A 22,581-nucleotide genomic window follows, 5' to 3' on the forward strand; every position below is an offset into this window, starting at 1 on the left:
TTTTCCGTCGCTATTTTTCACAATGACTGCCAGCGAAATAAATAAGCTGCTTTTTTAAGTTAAAAAACTGTTTAATTAAAATATCGAAGTGTAAATGATATTTTAAAATAAAGTAAAAGTGCGTTAATATGACGGCTCTTATTACACTTTTGCTACGCGATATTTCTATTATGCCTGCAATTAAAAAAACGATTATATCTATGACCGCATTAGCGATGTTCGTCAGTACGGCGACCTACGCAAATGGCGATACCTCGAAAAAAACTGACTTTCTGCTGATCGGCGGCGGCATCATGAGCGCCTCGCTGGGCACCTGGCTGCAGGAGTTGCAGCCGGAGTGGAAACAGGTGATGGTGGAGAAACTCGACGGCGTCGCGCTGGAGTCCTCCAACGGCTGGAATAACGCCGGTACCGGTCACTCGGCGAATATGGAACTGAACTACACGCCGCAGCGTGCAGACGGTTCTATTGATGTCAGCAAAGCGCTGGATATCAACGAACAGTTTATGATTTCGCGCCAGTTCTGGTCGGCGCAGGTCAAACGCGGTATTTTGCACGACCCGCACTCGTTTATTAATTCCACGCCGCATATGAGTTTCGTGTGGGGCGATAATGTGGATTATCTGCAAAAGCGTTATAACGCGCTGCAGCAGACCACCTTATTCCAGGGAATGAAATTCTCCACCGATCACGCGCAAATTAAACAGTGGGCGCCGTTGGTGATGGAAGGACGCGATCCGCAGCAAAAAGTGGCCGCGACCTGGACGCCGGTCGGTACCGATGTGAACTACGGTGAAATTACCCGTCAGCTGATCGGTAGCCTGAAAAAGAGCAGCAACTTCTCGCTGCAGACCTCTTCTGAAGTCACCGATTTTAAACGCAATGCCGACAACTCCTGGCACGTGACGATTAAGAACGTGCAGAGCGGTGAAGAGCAGGCTATCGACGCCAAATATGTCTTCATCGGCGCCGGCGGTGGCGCGTTGAAGCTGCTGCAGAAAACCGGTATTCCGGAAGCGGACAACTATGCTGGCTTCCCGGTAGGCGGCTCATTCCTGATGACCGAGAACCCGGAGCTGACAAAACTGCACCAGCAGAAAGTTTATGGTCAGGCTTCAGTTGGCGCGCCGCCGATGTCGGTACCGCATCTGGATGCTCGCTACCTCGATGGTAAGCGCGTGGTGCTGTTCGGGCCATTCGCCACCTTCTCCACTAAGTTCCTGAAAAACGGTTCGTTCTTCGATCTGCTGAGCACGACCACCACCAGCAACGTGCTGCCGATGACCCACGTTGGCCTCGACAACTTCGATCTGGTGAAGTACCTGGTTAGCCAGGTTATGCTCAGCGATGATGACCGCTTTGCGGCGCTGAAAGAGTACTACCCGAACGCGCATAAAGAAGACTGGAAACTGATTCAGGCCGGTCAGCGCGTGCAGATCATCAAAAAAGACGCGGAAAAGGGCGGCGTGCTGAAGCTCGGTACCGAAGTGGTGGTCGATGAGCAGAAAACGATTTCTGCGCTGCTCGGCGCATCGCCAGGTGCTTCCACCGCCGCGCCGATCACCCTGAACGTTCTCAAGCAGATGTTCCCGCAGCAGTTTAACTCGCCGGAATGGCAGAGCCGCATTCGCGCTATCGTGCCGAGCTACGGCGAGAAGTTAAACGGCAACGTGGCCCTGACCCAGCAGGTTTGGGATGACACCGCCGCGGCGCTGCAACTGACCAAGCCTCCGGTCATTCAGATGCCAGAGACGGCGCCGACCGCGACCGCCAAACCGGCAGAGACGCCGCGCGAGGCCTCGCCACAGCACGATATGGCGCTGTAACGACGCATCCAGGCAGTGAACAAAAGGGAAGACCATGGTCTTCCCTTTTTTGCGTTTTTTACCGGCTGAGGCCGCGCGCTGCCTGCAACTTTGGCCACATAAAAGATATACTGGTTTGAATTGAAATAAGAAAATTAAACCAGGGGTGTGGAAGGGTTATGAAAGACGATATCAACCAGGAGATCACCTTCCGCAAGCTATCGGTCTTTATGATGTTTATGGCGAAGGGCAATATCGCCAGAACCGCCGAAGCCATGAAGCTCAGCAGCGTTAGCGTTCACCGCGCGCTGCATACGCTCGAAGAGGGAGTCGGCTGCCCGCTGTTTGTTCACAAAGGGCGCAACCTGCTGCCGCTGCAGGCGGCATGGACGCTGCTCGAGTACTGCCAGGATGTGATGAGTCTGATGAGCCGCGGGCTTGAGGCGACGCGTAAAGTCGCCGGCGTCGGTCAGGGACGGTTGCGCATCGGTACCCTCTATTCGCTGACGCTGGAAACCGTTCCGCGCATCATCATGGGGATGAAGCTGCGTCGCCCGGAGCTTGAACTGGATCTGACGATGGGCTCCAATCAGATGCTGCTGGATATGCTGGAAGACGATGCCCTTGACGCTATCTTAATCGCCACCAATGAAGGCGAGTACAATAATTCGGCTTTCGACGTGGTGCCGCTATTTGAAGATGATATCTTCCTCGCCGCGCCGGCGACGGAACAGCTGGATACCACTCAGCTCGCCGACCTGCGCGATTACGCCGATCGTAAATTTGTCTCGCTGGCGGAAGGGTTTGCGACGTATGCCGGATTTCAGGAGGCCTTTCATGTAGCCGGTTTTGAGCCGGAAATCGTGACCAGGGTGAATGATATCTTTTCGATGATAAGCCTGGTGCAGGCGGGCGTCGGGTTTGCGCTGCTGCCGGGGCGCATGAAGAAGGTTTACGAAAACGATGTGCAGCTGTTAAAGCTGGCGGAACCCTATCAGATGCGCCAGCTGATCTCTATCGTCTATTCACATCATCGCGAGCGCGATGCCGACCTGCTGGCGCTGGCGGCGGAAGGGCGCATGTACGCCCGCAGTATTAATCGCTAAGCCGCTGCGCCAGATGGCGGGCGACGTCTACGCCGCTGCGCTCCAGCGAAATTGTCTCGCCGCGCCAGCCCGCCTGGCGGGTCAGGCAGGTGAGCACGCCGCCGGGCGGCATCTCGATTGCCAGCCTTGCGTCGCGTTCATCAGCGGCGATCATCGCCTCCTGCCAATGCACGGTGCGCGCCATGTTCATCGCCAGATCGTCGGCGATCCGCTGCGGATCCCACAGCACGCGCGCCGTCGAGCCGCTTAAATAGGCGCGCTGAGGGCGCGTTAAGGTGACGTCGGCAAAGGCTTTTGCCAGGGCTGCGGCAGGTTTATCCAACAGCGCGCAGTGCGACGGCACGCTGACCGCCAGCCGTTGGGCTTTACTGGCGCCAGCCTGCAGCGCCAGCTGCGCCACCTCGGCCATGGCGTCATCGCGCCCGGCGATCACGATTTGCGTTTCGGCGTTCAGGTTGGCAAGATAAACCTCGTGGCCCTGCATCAGCGCCTCAACCCGCGGGCGGGTCAGCCCCATAATCGCCGTCAGCCCGTAACCTTCGGGATAAGCCTGCTCCATTAAATCGCCGCGTAGCGCCACCAGGCGCAGCGCGCTGGCGAAATCGAGCGCGCCGGCAATCACCGCTGCCGGAAACGCGCCGATAGAGAGCCCGCTGACCATCTGCGGATCCACGCCCTGGCGCTGTAGCTCGCGCGCCCAGGCTACCCCGGCGATCAGCAGACAGAGTTGTACTGCACGGGTATGCTTTAGCGCGTCGGCGCTATCGAGGGTATCGACTTCATCCCCCAGCACGGCGCGCGCCTGGGTGAGGATAGCCTCGCGATCGGGGATTGCCGCCAGCATTGCGGGGCGCTGGCCGCCCTGACCGGGAAAAGTAAATATAATCTTCATCATTCCTCCCTGTGCCACGGCGTCGCGGTTAAGCGCGCGCCGCGGGATGTTTTCAGCAGCGCGCGGCCATCGCGCAGCCACTCATTAAGGGCGAAGGCGCCGTACAGTGTTTCTATCTGGGTATCGGCGCGGCACGGTAGTTGGGCCACCCGGGCCTGCCATTCCAGCAATGCCTCGCGGTCCAGCGGCTGCGGCGCGCGGATCAGCAAATCCAGATCGCTTGCCGCATGCAGCACCGGGATTTCGGTTGCCAGCGCGTAGCCGGTACTGCCGGTGACGCCCCAGCCCCAGGGCCAGCGGTGTAAGGTGAGGGCGATAGCCGCCTGGACCGGCGGCTGCGAGACAAACGGCGAGCAGAGTAATGCTTCGCGCTCGACAAGCGTCTCCGGGGTGACGCTGCGCACGATATTGCGCGGCTGAACCCAGCCGGCGGCGCGCTGTTCGCGCTTCATGCCCCGCACCCCAACCGGGATGCGGGCCTGGCCGTCAACGTCGCGCCTCACCACCACCGGCAGCGCGGCTCGCCACTGTTGAGCCACCCACGGCTCGGCAATGTCTTCCAGGGCGCTGGCGTGGTTTAACCAAACTAAATCGTGAGGACGCGGCGTTGATGACATGGTTTACAGTCCTGAAGTCAAAGAGATAAACAGCGGTAGCGACAGGATACACAGAACCGAGCTTAACAGCAGCACGGCTTCAGCATCCGGAGACTGCACGCCGAAGCGGTTGCCGAAGACCACGCCGAAGAAGCCGGCGGCCAGCGCAATCATCAGGATCGCGGTAATGGCGATAGAACCGTGCAGACCAAGTAACATCACCAGACCCCAGGCAATAAACGGCTGCACCAGCAGTTTTACGATGGTTGATGTAGCGATCAGCGCATTGAGCTGCAGTTTACGTGCCGACAGGATCACCCCGGTGAGGAACAGCGCGGCGGCGGTGGCGGCCAGGCCCAGCGGTTTGATTGACGCCAGCAGCAGGTCCGGCATTTTAATGCCGATCGCGGAAAGCACCACCCCAAGCAGCGGGCCCCAGACGATCGGTTTTTTCACTGAACGCCACATCAGCACCGGCAGCATCGCCAGCGTAGAACCGCTGTTTTCACCCGCGGCGCGGGCTTTTTCACGCTCCAGAATCAGCAGGCAGAACGGGGTCATCAGTACCGAGCCGCAGGCGATAGAAACCGCCACCGACAGCGAGGTTGACGCGCCTTCACCCAGCACGCTGCCGAGGATCGGCAGACCTAACGCGGCATAGTTTGGCAGGGCGACGGTGAGGGTCAGCACCGCGGCATCCTGCGGCGTGCGTTTGAACACGCTGGTGGCGAGGAAGTAGATTGCGGCATAGGTGATCCACATCGCGCCGGTCAGCACCAGCACCAGCGGCGACTGGGCGACGATACCGGCCCACGGCGTTTGTACCGTCGCGCTAAACAGCGTGGCGGGTAAGGCAAAATCCATTACAAAAATATTAAGCAGCGAGACGTTTTTGTTATCTACCATCCCGGCCTTACCGGCCCAGAAGCCCAGCAGCATAATGACGAAAATCGGGGCAAGAGCATGAATAATCACATAAGTCATAAATCACCTGTAAATAAAATAGAGTACTGGCGCGATTGTTATTTTTTCTAAAAGCCGTCCCTTCCCGGAGCGTTTATTCCGCGCTCCGGGAGACTGCTTCCGGCAGGTTTTCTTCTACTACTTACGTACGAACGTCTTACCAGCTGGCGCGCATGCGATCGCGAACCAGTTGCGAGCTGCGGCGGTTTTCCGCGCCCAGACGGCACTTCAGTGAGGTATCGGTGCGCGCGTCAGCGATGGCGTCGCGCAGGGCACGGCTGACCAGTGACAGATCGCCTTCGTCTGGCGCATCCGGATGGTTGATATCGAGCAGGGCGGAGAGCAGGCCGAGCGTAGCGTAGTTGCTGACGTCGTAGGCCATCGGCGGGATCGTCGCCGCCAGTCTCTCCAGCGCCTCTACGGTACGCAGCGTAATGCGCGCTGCCGATTCTTTACCCATCGCGTGAACCAGCACGCCGCTATCGTTAAAGGCGATCAGGCGGTTGGCCTGATAGCCGTGGGCCAGAAACGCCCCGGACATCGCTTTTCCGACAATCAGGCCAATCACCGGGTGGCCGGCAAGACGGGCTTTGGCGTAGGCGCCTGCCGCCCCGGCCAGGGCCTGGTGGATGCCAAAGGCTTCTTCGCGGCGGCCATAGGCCTGGCTCGGGACATCAATTACCGCGACGATCGGCCGTTTGACAGGCCGATCGGCGTCGGCGGCGATGGTTTCGTTGACCACTTTCGCCAGCGTCCAGCCTTCCAGCAGGCCGACTTCGCCGCCGGCGGCGCGCGGATAGTGGTTGTTAGCGTCAGGCACCACGGCGATAAAGCGGACGTTTTCGCCATCAATCTGGCCATCTGCGACCTGCACCGAAGGGCACAGACCACTCATCAGCGGCGCGTCGGGCGCCAGTTTATTCAGCCACAGCGCGGCGCGGTTTGGGAACTGACTCATTATTTATCCTCCCGGGCAAAAAGCTGTTTAATCTGCGCGGTATCCGCCTGCTGGCGAGTATCGAACTGGCTCAAGCGACGCAGATAATCGTCATAGTTGTCGCTGCGGTGCTGTGCCGGTACGCCTTTGGCGATCGCCTCATTCATTGCGGTTTTAACGGCGTTAACGCCATCGTTAACCAGCGCGTCGACCAGCCCGCTGGCGGTGCGAATTTCGCCGCCGGTCATGCTCCAGATAAACGGACGGTTGCGGGAGTCGTACTCTTCAATGCCGGCTTCCTGCTCGATAACCTGCGGGCCGTTGAGGCCGAGACGGGCTTCACGGGTGACGATAAGGTAGCTGCACAGCGCCGCGGCGATGGACATACCGCCGAAGCAGCCGACGGTACCGGTAATAATGCCGACCACCGGGGTGTAGCGACGCAGGTCGACAATCGCGGCATGAATATCGGCGATGGCGGCCAGACCGAGGTTGGCCTCCTGCAGACGTACGCCGCCGGTTTCGAGGCACAGCACCGCCTGGGTCGGGATACCGTTGCGGTTATCTTCCGCCGCCAGCTCCAGCGCGGCGGCCATTTTGGCGCCGGAGACTTCGCCCATACTGCCGCCCTGGAAGGTGCCTTCGATGGCAATCACCACCGCAGGTTGGCCGTTGATCGTGCCTTTGGCGACCACCATACCGTCGTCGGACTGTGGGACGATGCCCTGCGCGCCGAGCCACGGCGACATAATGCCTTCAAACGGATCCAGCAGTTCGCGGTAGCTGCCGTCGTCCAGCAGGGCGTGGGCGCGTTCGCGAGCGCGCAGTTCGATAAAGCTGCGATCGTTACGCATGAGCGGCCTCCTCAAATACTTGTTCAATACGAATACGAGCGACGCCCGGCGTGGCGCCGAAGTCGTGGATAATCAACTGCCCGGCGGGCAGACCGTTGATCAGGTTCAGCCTGTCGAACAGCGCCTGCCAGCGCGCCTGGCTGTTATCCACTGAGGTGGTGATCTGTACGTTGAGCGTGGCGCCCTGTGCGGCGGTATAAAGCACTTCCATATCGCCTGAACCTACGACTCCTGCCAATGCTTTGCCGCTGAGGGCGCGGTTGGCAGGAAATGACAATGTAATCTGTTCCATAACATCCTCTGAATGCGTTAGCCGGAAACCCGGTCGAGAAACAGGGTGGCGGCAAGGAGATCGGCCGCGCCACCCGGCGAGGCGTTTTGCGCCAGCATCTGCGCATCAAGGCGCGCCAGCGCGGCGCGACCGGCGACGCTGGCGCAACCGCCCGCCGCCAGAACCTCGCGGGCGCCTTGCTGCATGGCATGCAGCCCGTTCATGCCGGCGCGCGACAGCACGCAGGTATCGCTCAGCGAGGTCATGATGGCCATCAGCGCATCAAGGCGCGCCTGCTGCTCGCTGGCGCCTCGCGCCCGGCTCTGTTGCAGTTGCGGCAGCGCCAGGGCGGTAACATGCGGAAATCCGCGCTGCGCTTCCTCGCGTGCCCCCGGCACCTGCCAACGGCGGCTGGCGCGCAGCCCCTTACTAAAGCTTTTCGGCGCGAAACCGTCAGGCAGGCGGGCAAGGGCGGCGGCGGTCCCGGCGATCGCCTGTGATTGACCCTCTCCACCCAACATCGCCACCGCGCTGACCAGTAGGCCCAGCGCCCAAATGGCGCCGCGGTGGGTGTTAACTCCACCTGTCGCCATCATCATCTGCGCTTCACCTTCGCGACCGAGGCGGCCGACGGTTTCGCGCAGGGCGATATCAGCCGGACGCTGCCAGCTTTGCTGCGCCAGTGCGTGAAAGGTTGGCTGCAGGCTGCGGGCGGAGCGTTCCATCAGGTCCAGATTGAGATCCTGATGCGCGCCGTTGCCGCGACTATCGACCAGACCCGGTTTCGGACTCAGGCGGGCTTCGTCAATCAGACACGCGCTGGCGGTATGCGCCAGCCAGCTGACGCGGCTTTCTGCGTGTAGGGGGGAGAGATTTTTCATTACCAGCTCCGGAATTTTGCCGGTGGGTTGTACAGTCCGTCGGACCACTCCACCAGCTCGGCGACGCTGCCGGCGGCCAGTAGCGAGCGGGTGGCATCACTACGGCGAATGCCGATATCTTCCGGGTACACCACTTTGCCGCTCTGGCGCAGCGCGGCGACGCGTTTGGCGTCCACCCCGAGGCCAATATCGGTGATCCCGGCCACCGCGGCGACCATCGCCCGGCGCTCTTCAAGGCTCTCCGCGCGGTACAGGTAGGCGATACCCTCTTCGGTCAGCACGTGGGTCACGTCATCGCCATAAATCATCACCGGCGCCAGCGGCATGCCGGAGGTTTTGGCGACGTCGACCGCATCGAGCGTTTCAACGAAGGTCGGTTTTACGCCGGCCTGGAAGGTTTCGACCATCTGCACCACCAGTTTTTTACCGCGCTGCATCGGGTCTGGTTCGGTGATCATATTGAGCCAGGCCGGGGTGGCGTGGCGGCGACCGTGCGGGTCATGGCCCATGTTCGGCGCGCCGCCGAAACCGGAAAGACGACCGCGGGTGACGGTTGAGGAGTTAGCCAGACCATCAACCTGCAGGGTCGAGCCGATAAACATATCTACCGCGTACTGACCTGCCAGCTGACAGAAGGCACGGTTGGAACGCATTGAGCCATCCGGGCCGGTAAAGAAGATATCCGGGCGGGCGCGGATATACTCTTCCATCCCCAGTTCGCCGCCGAAGCAGTGCACGCTCTCCACCCAGCCGCTTTCGATGGCCGGGATTAAGGTCGGATGCGGGTTCAGCGTCCAGTGTTTACAGATTTTGCCTTTCAGTCCGAGCTGTTCGCCGTAGGTGGGCAGCAACAGCTCGATGGCGGCGGTATTAAAGCCGATGCCGTGGTTAAGCGACTGCACCTGATGTTCCGCGTAGATGCCTTTGATCGCCATCATCGCCATCAGAATGTGTTCTTGCTTAATCAGACGAGGGTCGCGGGTGAAGAGCGGTTCAATGAAGAACGGTTTGTCGGCGACCACCACGTAATCAATCCACGAGCCGGGAATATCGACGCGCGGCAGGTCGCATTCGTCGTCCACCAGTTCGTTGACCTGGGCTATCACAATGCCGTCGTGGAAGGCGGCGGCTTCCACCAGCGCTGGCGTATCTTCAGTACTCGGTCCGGTATACAGGTTGCCTTTACGGTCCGCTTTATAGCCGGCGATCAGCGCGACGTTTGGCGACAGATCGACGTACAGGCGGGAGTAGAGTTCAATATAGGTATGGATGGCGCCGATTTCGAGCAGGCCATCTTCCAGCAGCTGCGAGATGCGCAGGCTTTGCGTGCCGGAGAAAGAGAAATCCAGTTTACGGGCAATGCCTTTTTCAAACAGGTCCAGATGCTCACTGCGCCCGACGCTTGGCATAATCATATGCAGGTCGTGGATTTTCTGCGGATTAACCTCGGCGAGCATGCGGGAGAGGAAATCAGCCTGCTTCTGGTTGTTACCTTCCAGTACTACCCGGTCGCCAGGGGCGAGCAGATTTTCCAGTACGCTGACCAGTTGGTCAGTGGGGATGACTTTGCCGGCAATCTTCGTTTCGGCCAGCCGCCGCTGTTTTTCCGTCCGGCGACGGTTCCAGACCCGTCCCGTCGTTTGTTCAGCATTCATTGTTAACCTCCTGATTCGACAAATCGTTTCGTTTGTCCTGGTGGAAGTTAGTGTGCGATGCGCGGCGCTGTGCATCAATTAAGCACGCCGGCTAATCGTTAGCTTTATAGTAATGATTGGATGTGCCCATTTGTGATGGGGATCAATAATAAAAAAGGAGTAACGGTCTGAGCGGAAAAGATGAAAGGAGGGAAGGCTGGCGGATAGGCCAGCCAGATTGCCGATTATTCTTTACTTAAGTCACTGAGTAAGAAGGCAATACTCTGCCCGCCGTTGGTTTGCTCAAGGGCGATTTTCACAATGATGGTCAACGGCACCGACAGCAGCATGCCGACCGGGCCCAGCAGCCAGCCCCAGAATATTAACGACAGGAACACCACCAGCGTGGAGAGCCCCAGCCCACGGCCCATGATACGTGGCTCGAGAATATTGCCGAACACCAGGTTGATAATCAGGTAACCGGCAGTGACGATCAGCGCCTCATACAGGCCGCCAAATACCATCACCTGCAGAATCGGCGGGATGGCCGCCAGTACCGAACCGATATTGGGAATATAGTTCAGCGCAAAGGCCAGTAGCCCCCACATAAAGGCGAAGCGGACGTCCAGCAGCGCCAGCATACCCCAGACCACCAGCCCGGTGACCAGGCTAATCGCGGTTTTCAGTACCAGGTAATGTGAGACGCTATCTATCGCCCGCTGAATGGCGCCCATTCCCTCAACCGGCCGCGACATTAGCTGCTGAAGCTTGGCGGGCAGCTGCGGCACTTCCAACAGCATAAATACTACGGTGAGAAGCAACAGAAAAATGGACGACATCGCATTCGACAACTGGGTCAACAAGCTGGTAACCAGGGTCATCACCGCGTTGGGATCGATATACTTATTCAGCTCAATGGCGGAGACGGTAAAACCAAAGCGCTGTAGCCATGGGGTGACCGTCTTTAGCGGTTCGGCCAGCGACGTGCGGTATTGCGGCAGGGTGCGCGCCAGTTCGTTAAGCGAGGTGCCAAGCGACGCCAGCAGTACCACCGCCAGTAGCACGATAGCGCCCACCAGTAGCGAAATCGCCAGCACTCGCGGCACCCGACAGCGTACCATCAACTGGACCAGCGGATTGATCACCACCGCAAGGAATAGCGCTAAGATAAAGGGGACGATAATGTCGGCGGCAAAACGGATGCCGGTAAGGATGATAACCAACATGCCCAGCATGATGACGATCTTGAGTCCATTTAGGGTGATGATGGGTTTGGCCATTGGGTTCCTTACGGTGAAGATGAAAACGTCCTTGATCATAGCGACTTTGCTATACACGTTTATGATGGAGATCAGTTTGAGAAAATACTAATTGAAATCGCTCGTTAGACGTAAAGAATTGCAAATTCTTTGAGTTAATATTAACACTATGGTAAAAATTTACTTGTGTTTAACTACCGAGGACAATTTTTTTCCGCAATGACGAGAAGCAACACCGCGGATAATTGTAATTTTATGAACAATCAGTTCAGCCTTTATTTTTCTACTCATCACGCATTACCTTTCATCCTTTCCCGATTTGCTGGCGAACAGCACTGGCGCTCCGCGCTATAGTCCCATTCTCTCTGCCTGAGCTGGCGCACCGCGCACGGCTAAAACTACGTCAGAATTTTTTCGGTTTACTCGCGTAAGCCGTCATGGATTGTATTCTCAAGCAGGAGAAGGGATTATGTTTTATTGGATTTTATTAGCCTTAGCTATCGTCGCTGAAATAACCGGCACGTTGTCTATGAAATGGGCAAGCGTCAGCGGCGGTCATACAGGTTATATTTTAATGCTGGCAATGATTGCGCTTTCCTATATTTTCCTGGCCTTCGCCGTTAAAAAAATTGCTCTCGGTGTGGCGTATGCGCTATGGGAAGGTATCGGTATTTTATTGATTACCGTATTCAGCGTGCTGCTGTTCGATGAAAGCCTGTCAGTCATTAAACTCGCCGGACTAGCAACGCTGGTCGCCGGGATCATACTGATTAAGTCCGGCACAAAAAAGGCGGTGAAACAGCGTGAGGAGACAGCTCATGCAACAGTTTGAGTGGATTCACGGCGCCTGGCTGGCGCTGGCTATCGTACTGGAAATAACCGCGAACGTATTGCTGAAATTTTCCGACGGCTTCCGTCGTAAGATCTACGGTATTCTGTCGCTGGCGGCGGTGTTAGGGGCCTTTAGCGCCCTGTCGCAGGCGGTAAAAGGTATCGACCTGTCCGTCGCTTATGCGCTGTGGGGCGGATTCGGGATTGCGGCCACCATTGCCGCTGGCTGGATCCTCTTTGGTCAGCGTCTGAACCATAAAGGTTGGGTTGGCGTCGTGCTGCTGGTGGCCGGTATGGTATTGATAAAACTGGCCTGATATGATGCCGCCTGCGTTCGCAGGCGGCAAATTCTGTTCTCTGTATTACGCTTAAAAAAGCAGATTCGGCATCTTTCTGTACGCCGCTATGAGGACAGCACATGATTCCTTTGCCTGGCTGGCGGAATATTCCCTCTGCCAAAATCCTTTCCATTCTGGTATTTCTTGCCGGCCTGGGCCTGGTCGTCTCTGTGATTTCTCTTTTCTATTTGTCGCAACATCTGGTCAGTATTAAAACTAATGAAATAGATAAACACCGTTCGATGCTTTCGGTAGAAGGCGCCGTGCAGACATCGGTGAACCGGGTGCTGTCATTGGTACTGGATAATTCGATTTGGGATGATGCGGTTAAACAAACCTATACGCCCCATCTTGATGCACACTGGCTGTATGATTCGTGGGGATCGGGTTTTAAGATTAATAATCTCTACGACGGCACTTTTATCCTGGATGAAAACTATCGCATCTTGTGGGGGGCTTTTCGCAGCGAGCCATTTACCGAATCCGATATTGGTTTTTTCGGCAGCGGGTTACAAACCCTTATCGAGCTGCACGCGGATGTGCTGAGACGCGGTAAAAATGCCTTTGCCGGAATCACCCGTACCCGCGCGGGCATTGCGTTTGTCGGTATCGGCTTGATTCGCCCGACAATCGGCCGCTTACCGATTTATGATAAAACCCGTCGCTATCTGGTGATTACCCGCCACATTAATCCAACCATGCTGGAAACCCTGGGGAACACTTTCCAGATTAATCGTCTGCATACGACGCAGTTTGCCGGCGAATACAGCGTACCATTACGCACAGAGGGCGGGGAGACGCTGGCCTATCTGAGCTGGCAACCGCGCCTTCCCGGTGCGGAAGCGGCGCGCGCCGCGTCAAACAGCATCAGGCTCATTGCCATTCTGGCGGCAAGTTTAATTTTGCTGTTTATCATGCTGAGTAGCCTGGGGCTTTACAAGCTGGCGCGCGGCGAACAGCAGGCGCGAAAAAATGCGCTGATCGATTGGCTGAGCCTTTTGCCGAACCGTCGGGCATTGATTGAACGTTTAAATGCGATGGGCGAATGCGGTAAGAATGAAATGCAGAGCGTGGTATTTATCGATCTCGATGGTTTTAAAGACGTCAACGATAACTACGGCCATGATACTGGCGACGCGCTGATTGCCCATATCGCCCGCGAATTACGCGATCGGGTTCCGGCGGGGGCGATGCTGGCGCGGATGGGCGGGGATGAATTCGCCATGACCATGAGCGGCGAACATGCGGTTAATCAGGCCTCAGCATTCGCCCTGGCGGTGCTCGAATTATTAAAAACTCCCGTTGCGCTCAGCGCCCGGAAAATATATATCAGCGCCAGTATTGGTATTGCCAGCGGGGTGCCGACGCAGTGTTCCAGTACTGAGTTGTTTCGCCGTGCGGATATGGCCATGTACCACGCGAAGAAAAGCGGTAAGGGAAGAGCGGCCTGGTATGATGACACCCTTAACGAAACGCGTCAGCACCAGCTGCACATTGAAAATGGTATCCGCGAAGGTCTCGAAAAAGGCGAATTTGATGTCTGGTATCAGCCGATCGTCAATGCCGAAACGCTGGTGATGGAAGGCGTAGAGGCCTTGCTGCGCTGGCCGCGACGTCCTGAAGGCCCGCTGGCGCCGGATGCTTTCATCCCCATTGCCGAAAGCAGCGGATTGATTTATGCCTTGGGCCAGTTTGCGCTGTCGCAAGCCTGTTACGATCTCCAGACGATGGGGGATTTACTCCTTTCCGTCAATATATCCCCGGCGCAGTTCCGCGACCCGGAATTCGAAACTCGGGTGATCCAAACCCTGGGACGCTGTCAGTTTCCTGCCCGCCGCCTGCAGCTTGAGGTAACCGAAAGCTACGTACTGGAAAACCCGGAGCGCGCTCGCGTGGCTATCGAGAACCTGAAATCGTTAGGTATCGCCGTCGCGCTGGATGATTTTGGCATTGGCTATTCCAGTATTGGTTATCTACGCAGCTGTCGTTTTGATAGCCTCAAGATTGATAAGTCGTTAGCCGGGGTGGTGGATGTCGACCCGCAGGCGGCAGAACTGGTGCGCGGCACGGTACGTATCGCTAATGCGCTGGGGATCACCGTGGTTGCTGAAGGGGTAGAAACTCAGCAGCAGCTGGCGCTGCTGCGGCGGGCGGGATGCGATCGACTTCAGGGATATTATTTCAGCCAACCGATGCCGATCGATTCATTGCTTCAACTGCGCCAGCAGCAGGGATAATCACTCGTTAGCCAGCGCTTCCAGCTTGTCGAGAAAACCGGTCACGGCAATAGCCCGGTTATCGGCGCGATAGCGATCTTTCGGTCCCGGCGCCGAGCTTTGCACTGCAATGACCTGCCAGCCGTTGTCCGTTTTTAACAGCAGCGGAGAACCGCTGTCGCCCGGTAGCGTATCGCATTGATGTGATAGAACTGAGGCTTGCGCCCATCCCGTCACCAGACAATCCTGGTGGCTATAGAGGCTATCCAGATGATCTTCCGGGTAGCCGGATTGCGTCACTTTGCGGTCCGTTGCTTTCAGCGCCGCGGTCAGCGCTTCTTTATCACCGCGAAACACAGGAACAGGCGTAATGCCGCCGGGCGCGTAGCGCAGGACGATCAGGCCAAAGTCCCAGGGGGCTGCGGAAGAGGGGACAATCCAGCCATCGCCGTCCGCTTTAAGCCGTTTGCCTAGCGATGGGTCGGTACGGCCGTCAATCCCGTGAATTTCATAGACCCAACTGCCCTTACGCGAGATAAAACGCAACGCAACGGCCTTGTCCGGCTTTCCTTTCGGCGGCTGCAGCAAACAGTGACCGGCGGTGAGGGCCAGATGCGGTGAAATCAGCGTTGCGGTACACAGATTACCACTGGCGGTTTCTAACTGGCCGATGGCATCCCAGGGGGAACTGGCCGGATCGCTGACCGCTTTACGATCGTCATGGCCGAAAAAAAGCGTTTTGATATCTTTCGCGCTCATGCCGTCATCATCGGCGTGAGCAAACAGGGGAAATACACAAAACGAACACAGTAATAACAGTACGTCTCTACGCATATCACTCTCTGGGGAGATAATTATGTCTATTGAAAGTAGCAGGAGATTTAAGTTTATGAAAGTTAAGAATAATTTTTATTAAGCCAAACGGCAGTTAAAATGACTCCTGAAGACATTTCATCTATGCAAGAACCATGTTAATTCAGATGGTTAACGCATTATCTCTGCTGTTGTCATTTCCGCAGAAAGCGGCGTGCAACGCAACATAATTCGTGTATCGGAACGTACGTAAAACGACGGCAAAATAATCACTTTGCCTTACAGGACATTCGCAAAGCGCAATTTTTCGAGGGTGTTTTAGTCGCCTTAAGATCGCAAAAGTTCATGGTCATTGGCGTTTTTTTACCATCTTCTCAATTATTTTCACTACGAAACATTTTCTCACTGTAAACATTGTCATTGGCGATTCCCGTTGAGTGAAATGTGAGGTTGACCCGGCCATCATAAGCGCAATGTCATTTCCCGTAGTGGGAGGGTGTATGTCTAAACAAGGTATTCGCGCATTAGTTTATGTTTCGCTGGTTTCTTTTTTTATGTGGGGAGCGATGGGCTATCTCGTGATTGAGGCGGTACGTGCCATGTAGCGTCACGCCAGCGCCACTGAGGTGGCGTTGGCTATAATATCTGTCAATGAATGCAAACTGGCGGATATGATGACTATCGATGAGAAGCAATTGCGGGCGATCATTACGGGGGAAAAAACCGAAGTGTCGCCCCCAGAACTGGCGAAGGAATTGCTGGCGGCGCGGGTAAAAATTGGCGAGCTGGAACGTCAACTGGCGACGCCGATTCGCTTACCTTTCTCCAGTGCGAGCCCGGTATGCGAAATTGAAGCGGGATATGCTGCGGGCGTCAGCGATTGCCGTCAGGCAATTCGTGAAGCCGGTTTTCCTATTGAGGGGGATGATTAGCGGCGCCTAATAGAGGAAAAAGCGGGTTGCCACCAGCGCGCATATTATCAGCAGTATCAGGATGAGCTCAAAACGATAGCGTCGCAGCATAGCGCTCTCCAGAAAAAAACGGCGCTTAAACAGCGCCGATTTATACAATACCAGACTAACCGAAACGATTATGCAGCCGGCTGAGCAGCAGGTTTAGCAGCGGTGTGTTTAGTGGTTTTGTGGTGTTTTTTCGCAGCCTGAGCTTTCTGCGCTACTGGTTTAGCGGCAGTTTTGTGGTGCTTTTTGGCAGCCTGGGCTTTCTGTGCAGCCGGTTTAGTGGCGGCTTTGTGGTGTTTTTTCGCAGCCTGAGCTTTTTGCTCTACAGCGGGTTTCGCCGCGGCTTTTTTGTGTTTCTTGGCAGCCTGGGCTTTCTGTTCTGCAGCCGGTTTGGCGGCAGCTTTGTGATGTTTTTTATGGTGAGTTGTCTTGGCAGTGGTGCTGTGAGTTGCAGCAGCAGGTGCCTGAGTGGTGCTTGCTGCATCAGCAGCGAAAGCAGCGGAAGACAGACCCATAGCAGCGGCAACGACCAGAGCTAATACTTTTTTCATTCTGATATCCTCGAAAAGGTTTCTTCATTTCAACCCCACTGCGGGGCCGTTGAAGTAACTATATGCTTGTCTTTTGGAGCTTTCCGTGAGTGTTTGGTATCGGCGTGTAACCATATGTACAACGCGAAGCGAACGGGTATAACGCGCCGGAGCAGGCCCCGGCGCGCAGGCTTAGAGATAACGCGCGGTAAGATGCTGGCGGAAATACTCACCGTTGAGATCTTCGCCGGTGGCATTCTTAATCAGCTGCGAAGTGGTAAAGCGGCTGCCGTGCTGCCAGATATTTTGCCGCAACCAGTCGAACAGAGCGTTAAAATCGCCGCCGGCGATATCCTGTGCGAGATTCGGTAACGCGCGTCTGGCGGCCGCCATCAGCTGTGCGGCGTACATCGCCCCCAGCGTATAGGAAGGGAAATAGCCGAAACCGCCATCGGTCCAGTGAATATCCTGCATACAGCCGTCGCGATAGTTGCCGAGGGTCGAAATACCCAGCCAGCTCTGCATTTTCTCATCCCACAGGGCGGGAATATCGTCTACTTCAATATCGCCGTCGATCAGCGCCCGCTCGATTTCATAGCGCAGAATGACGTGCGCCGGGTAGCTGACTTCGTCGGCATCGACGCGAATGAAGCCCGGCTTCACGCGCTGGTTCCAGGCGATAAAGTTTTCCGCGCTGAACGCCGGCTGGTCGCCAAAGCGCTGACGCACGGCGGGCAGCAGGCGGTTGAGGAAGGCTTCGCTGCGGCCAAGCTGCATTTCGAAGAACAGACTCTGAGATTCGTGAATCGCCGTTGAGCGAGCCAGCCCAACCGGCTGATCGACCCAGTTACGCGGGAGGTTCTGTTCATAGCGCGCGTGGCCGGTTTCGTGGATCACGCCAAATAGCGCGCTGAGCAGATCGTTTTCGTTATAGCGGGTGGTGATCCGGACGTCCTCTGGCACGCCGCCGCAGAAGGGGTGTGCGCTAATATCCAGACGCCCGCCGTCAAAATCAAAGCCTAAAACCCGCATCGCTTCCAGGCCCAGCTCACGCTGATCGGCGATGGCGAAGGGCCCCTGTGGCTCGAGCAGCGTCTTCTGCGCTTGCTTATCGACGACGTTTGCCAGCAGCGACGGCAGCCAGGATTTCAGATTGGCGAATAGCACGTCAAGACGCGCGCTGGTCATATCGGGTTCGAAAATATCCAGCAGGGCATCATAACGTGAACAGCCTTTCGCATCGGCACGGATCTGCGCCTCTTCGCGGCTGAGCTTAACGACCTCGCGCAGGTTTTCGGCAAACCCCTGCCAGTCGTTAGCCGGGCGCTGGCTGCGCCAGGCGTGTTCGCAGCGGCTGCCAGCCAGCGATTTCGCTTCCACCAGGCTTTCGGGCAGTAGCGCCGCTTGCTGGTACTGGCGGGTCATTTCGCGCAGGTTAGCCTGTTCCAGATCGTTAAGATCTTCCTGCAGGGCGTTTTCCAGCCATTCACCAACCTTCTTATCGGTCAAAATTTGGTGCTGCAGCACCCCGAGCTCCGCCAGCGCTTCGCCGCGCGCGCGGCTGCCGCCGGGCGGCATCATGGCGAACATATCCCAGCCGGCGATGGCGGCAAGGTGAGAGAAGCGGGAGAGCCGTTGGAAAGTGCGGGTGAGCTGCTGATAGTTGTTGTTGTCAGTCATAGTCTCTGCTGGCCTGTGGCGAGTGAAATAAATCTGTTGTCAGTGGGTACACTAGCGCGTCGGGGTGATTTGGTCGAGTCGCTGGAACGACATTTTGCGTGCATCGAAAAATGCGCATGTGATAACCATAACGGACGGTGCGCTTCGCCAGCGGCTACACTGAAAACAGGCGCTGGCTGTCAGCGGAGGCGAGTATGAATCCGTTCACGTGGGTATTTTTCGCACTGCTTTCTATGGATGCTCTCAGAGAACTGTTGGGGTTACCATCGGTGCTCGGGCTGTGGTGAACGGACGTGACCAATAAGGTCACGTCGTTTAACGATTATTTCAGGCGGTTGTGCAAACAGGCGCCGGTCAGCAGCGCGGCCATTAACAGCAGGGCGATAAAGCCGCCGACGCCATTCCAGCCGTAATGATGCCAGAAGACCCCACCGAGCGTCCCCGCAATACTTGAGCCAAGATAGTAGCTGAACAGGTATAACGAAGATGCCTGGCCGCGCGCGCGACGCGCCCGTGGTCCGATCCAACTGCTGGCGACCGAGTGCGCGGCAAAAAAGCCGGCGGAGAACAGCAGCATGCCGATGAAAATCAGCCACAGCGGCGAGAATAGCGTCATCAGCAGGCCAAACAGCATCACCGCAATAAAGAACAACATTACTGGACCGCGGCCATAACGCACCGTCAGCGCGCCGGCTTTTGGCGAACTCCAGGTCCCGGTCAGGTAAGCAACCGACAGCAGGCCAACCACCGCCTGATTCAGCGACCATGGCGACATCATCAAACGGTAGCCAATATAGTTAAACAGGGTCACAAATGCGCCCATCAGCAGGAAGCCTTCGAGGAACAACAGCGGCAGGCCGCGATCGCGCCAGTGCAGATGGAAGTTAATCAGCAGCGTTTTCGGTTTCAACGAAATAGGGCGGAAGTGGCGCGACTCGGGAAGAATACGCCAGAACATGATTGCCGCAGCGAGGGCGAAGGCGCTTATCACCGCCAGCGCCACGCGCCAGCCGAAGAAATCGGTAAAGACCCCGGTGAGCAGGCGGCCGCTCATGCCGCCTATCGAGTTACCGCTGATATAAAGCCCCATTGAAAACGCCACCACGCTTGGGTGGATCTCCTCGCTGAGATAAGTCATCCCTACGGCGGCTACGCCGCTGAGCGACAGGCCGATCAACGCGCGCATGATCAGAATACCGTGCCAGCTGGTCATCATCGTTGATAATAATGAGCAACACGCCGCCAACAGTAAGGCGGTGACCATTACCGGTTTACGGCCAATGGCATCCGACAGCGGGCCGGTAAATAGCAGGCCGATGGCGAGCATCGCGGTGGAAATCGATAATGAAATACTGCTGCTGGCCGGGCTTACGCCGAACTCGCCTGACAGCACCGGCAGAATGGGCTGCACGCAATAGAGCAGGGCGAAGGTGGCCAGTCCGGCGGAAAATAGCGCCAGGGTGACGCGGATAAACGCCGGGGTGCCGCGTTTAATAAATTGATTTGGCTGGGAAGCGACCTTATCCCTGACATCGCTCGCCGGCGCGGTGTCAGCGGTTGTTGTGTTACTCACGGAGAATTCCTTGCTTATATACAGCTGGATTACAAACAAACTGATGTGACCATTCAGCTCACATTTTTAGGGTATAAAATTGTAAATATTCCGTCTAATATATTAATAATCTCAAATAAGACGTTTTAAATATGAATATCGAGCTGCGTCATCTGCGTTACTTTGTCGCCGTGGCGGAAGAGCTGCATTTTGGCCGCGCGGCGGCGCGCCTGAATATCTCTCAGCCGCCGTTAAGCCAGCAAATTCAGATTCTCGAACAACAGATTGGCGCGCGGCTGTTTGCCCGCACTAATCGCAGCGTCAGCCTGACGGCGGCGGGAGTGCAGTTCCTCGCCGATAGCCGACAAATACTGACGCAGGTTGAAGATGCCGCCGCTCGCGCCGGGCGCCTGCACCACGGCGAAACCGGTGAACTGCGTATCGGCTTCACCTCGTCGGCGCCATTTATCAAAGCGGTTTCCGATACGCTTTCCACTTTTCGTCGCCGCTTTCCCGATGTCCATATCCAGACCCGCGAAACCAACACCCGCGAACAGATCGTGCCGCTGAATGAAGGGGCGCTTGACCTTGGCCTGATGCGCAACACGCAGCTGCCGGATACCTTGTGCTGGGAAAGGGTGCTGCGCGAACCGCTACTGGCGATGGTGCCCAGCGATCATCCCCTGGCCCGTCAGCAATCGGTCAGTCTGCTTGAGCTGGCGCGCGAGCCGTTTGTCTTTTTCGATCCGCACGTTGGTACCGGCCTGTATGACGATATTCTCGGGTTGATGCGCCGCTACGGTACCACGCCCGTTATCACCCAGGAGGTCGGCGAGGCAATGACCATTATTGGCCTTGTGGCTTCAGGTCTTGGGGTATCGATCCTACCGGCCTCGTTTAAGCGGGTGCAGTTAAATGAAATGCGCTGGCTGCCGATTAGTGAACCTGATGCGGTGTCGGAAATGTGGCTGGTGTGGGCCAAACACCGTGAACAGGGTCTGGCGGCGCAGCGCTTTCGCGATTATCTTCTCGCTGCCGCCGCCCTGGCGAATTAAGACAAAAACGGGGTAAAAATGTGCGGCAAATCACAAGGCTAAGTAAAAATTTGACGTGCACCATCGAAGTGCTTCACCATAGCCAAAAGTTTATTTCGAAGCGCGAAAATAAAGGGAGTCAACGGTGGTAGCGGACAGTCAACCAGGCCATATCGATCAAATAAAGCAGACTAATGCTGGCGCGGTATATCGCCTGATTGATCAGCTTGGCCCGGTGTCGCGTATCGACCTTTCCCGATTTGCGCAACTGGCGCCGGCCAGCATTACCAAAATTGTTCGCGAGATGCTGGAAGCGCACCTGGTGCAGGAGACCGAAATCCAGGAGCCGGGGAGCCGCGGCCGCCCGGCGGTCGGGCTGATGGTTGAAACGGAAGCCTGGCATTATTTGTCGTTGCGCATCAGCCGGGGGGAAATCCACCTGGCGCTGCGCGATCTGAGCAGCAAGCTGGTGGTGGAAGAACAACTGGAACTGCCGCTGCAGCATGCGCAACCGCTGCTGACGCGGATCATCGAGCATATCGACCAGTTTTTTATTCGCCATCAGCACAAGCTCGAACGACTTACCGCAATCGCCATCACCTTGCCGGGGATCATTGATACTGAAAACGGTATCATCCACCGGATGCCGTTTTATGATGACGTGAAAGATATGCCGCTCGGTGAGGCTCTGGCTAATCACACCGGAGTGTCGGTCTATATACAGCACGATATTAGCGCCTGGACTATGGCCGAATCGTTGTTTGGCGCCTCGCGGGGGGCGCGCGACGTCATCCAGGTGGTAATCGACCACAACGTCGGCGCGGGAGTGATCACCGATGGCCGCCTGTTGCACGCCGGCAGCAGCAGCCTGGTGGAGATCGGCCACACCCAGGTTGACCCTTATGGTAAACGCTGCTATTGCGGCAATCACGGCTGCCTGGAAACCATCGCCAGCGTCGAAAGCGTGCTGGAACTGGCGCAGATGCGCATGGCAAAATCCATGAGCTCTATGCTGCATCAACAGCAGTTGAGCGTTGAATGGTTATGTCAGGCGGCGCAGCAGGGTGATTTACTGGCGCGGGATATCATTACCGGCGTTGGCGCTCATGTAGGGCGTATTCTGGCTATCATGGTCAATCTGTTTAACCCGCAAAAAATCCTTATTGGTTCGCCGTTCAATCAGGCGTCTGATATTTTGTTTCCGGCAATTTCTGACTGTATTCGGCAACAGGCGCTACCGGCATATAGTCGTCATATCGCGGTTGAGAGTACCCAGTTCTCAAACCGCGGAACGATGGCTGGCGCGGCTTTGGTGAAAGACGCCCTCTATAACGGATCGCTCCTTATCCGACTGTTACAGGGTTAACATTTTTTCATAGTCGCACCAAAAATTGCGCTATCTCAATCTGGGCCCCGACGGCTTCGCGTAG

24 protein-coding genes are annotated in these 22,581 nt (G+C 56.7%); 10 read left to right on the forward strand and 14 right to left on the reverse strand.

The features are described from left to right. The first annotated feature begins 170 nt into the window (after positions 1-170). Entirely contained in the window at positions 171-1,826 is a 1,656-nt protein-coding gene (gene mqo / locus AC2CGP_RS00900) for a malate dehydrogenase (quinone) (protein ID WP_046884264.1), read from the forward strand. A 158-nt stretch (positions 1,827-1,984) separates the two neighbouring features. Beyond that, positions 1,985-2,911: a LysR family transcriptional regulator gene (locus tag AC2CGP_RS00905; protein ID WP_015366791.1), complete on the forward strand. Its 927-nt coding sequence runs from the start codon at positions 1,985-1,987 to the stop codon at positions 2,909-2,911. Here AC2CGP_RS00905 and mdcH read toward each other — a convergent pair. From mdcH to AC2CGP_RS00950, 9 genes are all read right to left on the reverse strand, one after another. Continuing rightward, positions 2,901-3,803, reverse strand: a complete 903-nt coding sequence (gene mdcH, locus AC2CGP_RS00910) for a malonate decarboxylase subunit epsilon (RefSeq protein WP_015705275.1) — start codon at positions 3,801-3,803, stop codon at positions 2,901-2,903. The two genes, AC2CGP_RS00905 and mdcH, sit on opposite strands and share 11 nt — an antisense overlap. Next, complete coding sequence (locus AC2CGP_RS00915; RefSeq protein ID WP_046884262.1) at positions 3,803-4,420, reverse strand: malonate decarboxylase holo-ACP synthase; 618 nt, start codon at positions 4,418-4,420, stop codon at positions 3,803-3,805. The genes mdcH and AC2CGP_RS00915 overlap by 1 nt, the downstream gene beginning before the upstream one ends. A 3-nt stretch (positions 4,421-4,423) precedes the next feature. Continuing rightward, on the reverse strand, positions 4,424-5,383 hold the full coding sequence (locus tag AC2CGP_RS00920) for an AEC family transporter (protein WP_004148291.1): 960 nt from the start codon (positions 5,381-5,383) through the stop codon (positions 4,424-4,426). Between the two features lie 136 nt (positions 5,384-5,519). Continuing rightward, the gene (gene mdcE / locus AC2CGP_RS00925) at positions 5,520-6,320 is read right to left on the reverse strand and encodes a biotin-independent malonate decarboxylase subunit gamma (protein WP_125991972.1); all 801 of its coding nucleotides are present in this window, start codon (positions 6,318-6,320) and stop codon (positions 5,520-5,522) included. Next, positions 6,320-7,153 (reverse strand): biotin-independent malonate decarboxylase subunit beta, encoded by an 834-nt coding sequence (locus AC2CGP_RS00930; protein ID WP_015705279.1) that lies wholly within the window; start codon positions 7,151-7,153, stop codon positions 6,320-6,322. The genes mdcE and AC2CGP_RS00930 overlap by 1 nt, the downstream gene beginning before the upstream one ends. Then, entirely contained in the window at positions 7,146-7,445 is a 300-nt protein-coding gene (gene mdcC / locus AC2CGP_RS00935) for a malonate decarboxylase acyl carrier protein (RefSeq protein WP_008805033.1), read from the reverse strand. Before mdcC ends, AC2CGP_RS00930 begins: the two co-directional genes overlap by 8 nt. A gap of 17 nt (positions 7,446-7,462) precedes the next feature. After that, complete coding sequence (locus tag AC2CGP_RS00940) at positions 7,463-8,305, reverse strand: triphosphoribosyl-dephospho-CoA synthase (protein ID WP_004190298.1); 843 nt, start codon at positions 8,303-8,305, stop codon at positions 7,463-7,465. Beyond that, positions 8,305-9,960, reverse strand: coding sequence for a malonate decarboxylase subunit alpha (mdcA, locus tag AC2CGP_RS00945; protein WP_015705280.1), 1,656 nt, complete (start codon positions 9,958-9,960; stop codon positions 8,305-8,307). The genes AC2CGP_RS00940 and mdcA overlap by 1 nt, the downstream gene beginning before the upstream one ends. A gap of 224 nt (positions 9,961-10,184) precedes the next feature. Further along, on the reverse strand, positions 10,185-11,219 hold the full coding sequence (locus tag AC2CGP_RS00950; protein ID WP_015366785.1) for an AI-2E family transporter: 1,035 nt from the start codon (positions 11,217-11,219) through the stop codon (positions 10,185-10,187). Between the two features lie 234 nt (positions 11,220-11,453). Between AC2CGP_RS00950 and AC2CGP_RS00955 the strand changes: the two genes are divergently transcribed. The 4 genes from AC2CGP_RS00955 to AC2CGP_RS00970 all read left to right on the forward strand — a co-directional run bounded on the left by AC2CGP_RS00955 (position 11,454) and on the right by AC2CGP_RS00970 (position 14,604). Then, complete coding sequence (locus AC2CGP_RS00955) at positions 11,454-11,552, forward strand: protein YdgV (protein WP_463732190.1); 99 nt, start codon at positions 11,454-11,456, stop codon at positions 11,550-11,552. 115 nt (positions 11,553-11,667) lie between these two features. After that, positions 11,668-12,030 (forward strand): multidrug/spermidine efflux SMR transporter subunit MdtJ, encoded by a 363-nt coding sequence (gene mdtJ / locus AC2CGP_RS00960; protein ID WP_015705282.1) that lies wholly within the window; start codon positions 11,668-11,670, stop codon positions 12,028-12,030. Beyond that, positions 12,017-12,346: a multidrug/spermidine efflux SMR transporter subunit MdtI gene (mdtI, locus tag AC2CGP_RS00965; protein ID WP_015366783.1), complete on the forward strand. Its 330-nt coding sequence runs from the start codon at positions 12,017-12,019 to the stop codon at positions 12,344-12,346. The genes mdtJ and mdtI overlap by 14 nt, the downstream gene beginning before the upstream one ends. Before the next feature lie 101 nt (positions 12,347-12,447). After that, positions 12,448-14,604 carry a putative bifunctional diguanylate cyclase/phosphodiesterase gene (locus tag AC2CGP_RS00970; RefSeq protein ID WP_411303042.1) on the forward strand — a complete coding sequence of 719 codons (2,157 nt, stop codon included), beginning with the start codon at positions 12,448-12,450 and terminating at the stop codon, positions 14,602-14,604. Here the strand turns inward: AC2CGP_RS00970 and AC2CGP_RS00975 are convergent, their stop codons facing one another. After that, positions 14,605-15,417: a trypsin-like serine peptidase gene (locus AC2CGP_RS00975; RefSeq protein WP_015366781.1), complete on the reverse strand. Its 813-nt coding sequence runs from the start codon at positions 15,415-15,417 to the stop codon at positions 14,605-14,607. A gap of 653 nt (positions 15,418-16,070) precedes the next feature. On the opposite strand from AC2CGP_RS00975, the gene AC2CGP_RS00980 reads away from it, so the two are divergent. After that, positions 16,071-16,328 carry a hypothetical protein gene (locus AC2CGP_RS00980; protein ID WP_015366779.1) on the forward strand — a complete coding sequence of 86 codons (258 nt, stop codon included), beginning with the start codon at positions 16,071-16,073 and terminating at the stop codon, positions 16,326-16,328. Positions 16,329-16,334: 6 nt separating this feature from the next. On the opposite strand, the gene ydgU is transcribed toward AC2CGP_RS00980, so the two are convergent. The 3 genes from ydgU to AC2CGP_RS00995 form a co-directional block, all read right to left on the reverse strand. Next, the gene (gene ydgU / locus AC2CGP_RS00985) at positions 16,335-16,418 is read right to left on the reverse strand and encodes a small membrane protein YdgU (protein WP_095103248.1); all 84 of its coding nucleotides are present in this window, start codon (positions 16,416-16,418) and stop codon (positions 16,335-16,337) included. Positions 16,419-16,486: 68 nt separating this feature from the next. Beyond that, entirely contained in the window at positions 16,487-16,906 is a 420-nt protein-coding gene (gene asr / locus AC2CGP_RS00990) for an acid resistance repetitive basic protein Asr (RefSeq protein WP_015366777.1), read from the reverse strand. A 171-nt stretch (positions 16,907-17,077) separates the two neighbouring features. Beyond that, positions 17,078-18,565, reverse strand: a complete 1,488-nt coding sequence (locus tag AC2CGP_RS00995; protein ID WP_213759244.1) for a carboxypeptidase M32 — start codon at positions 18,563-18,565, stop codon at positions 17,078-17,080. Positions 18,566-18,759: 194 nt separating this feature from the next. On the opposite strand from AC2CGP_RS00995, the gene AC2CGP_RS01000 reads away from it, so the two are divergent. Beyond that, a complete protein-coding gene (locus tag AC2CGP_RS01000) occupies positions 18,760-18,852 on the forward strand; it encodes a KPN_01571 family protein (RefSeq protein WP_020078946.1) in 93 nt (30 codons plus the stop codon). 35 nt (positions 18,853-18,887) lie between these two features. Here the strand turns inward: AC2CGP_RS01000 and AC2CGP_RS01005 are convergent, their stop codons facing one another. Beyond that, positions 18,888-20,177: an MFS transporter gene (locus AC2CGP_RS01005; protein WP_071596080.1), complete on the reverse strand. Its 1,290-nt coding sequence runs from the start codon at positions 20,175-20,177 to the stop codon at positions 18,888-18,890. Positions 20,178-20,269: 92 nt separating this feature from the next. Between AC2CGP_RS01005 and AC2CGP_RS01010 the strand changes: the two genes are divergently transcribed. Next, the gene (locus AC2CGP_RS01010) at positions 20,270-21,172 is read left to right on the forward strand and encodes a LysR family transcriptional regulator (RefSeq protein WP_015366774.1); all 903 of its coding nucleotides are present in this window, start codon (positions 20,270-20,272) and stop codon (positions 21,170-21,172) included. A 124-nt stretch (positions 21,173-21,296) separates the two neighbouring features. Next, entirely contained in the window at positions 21,297-22,517 is a 1,221-nt protein-coding gene (gene mlc / locus AC2CGP_RS01015) for a sugar metabolism global transcriptional regulator Mlc (RefSeq protein WP_015366773.1), read from the forward strand. Positions 22,518-22,581 lie beyond the last annotated feature (64 nt).

Source organism: Klebsiella sp. SYXHC3, from assembly GCF_057196925.1.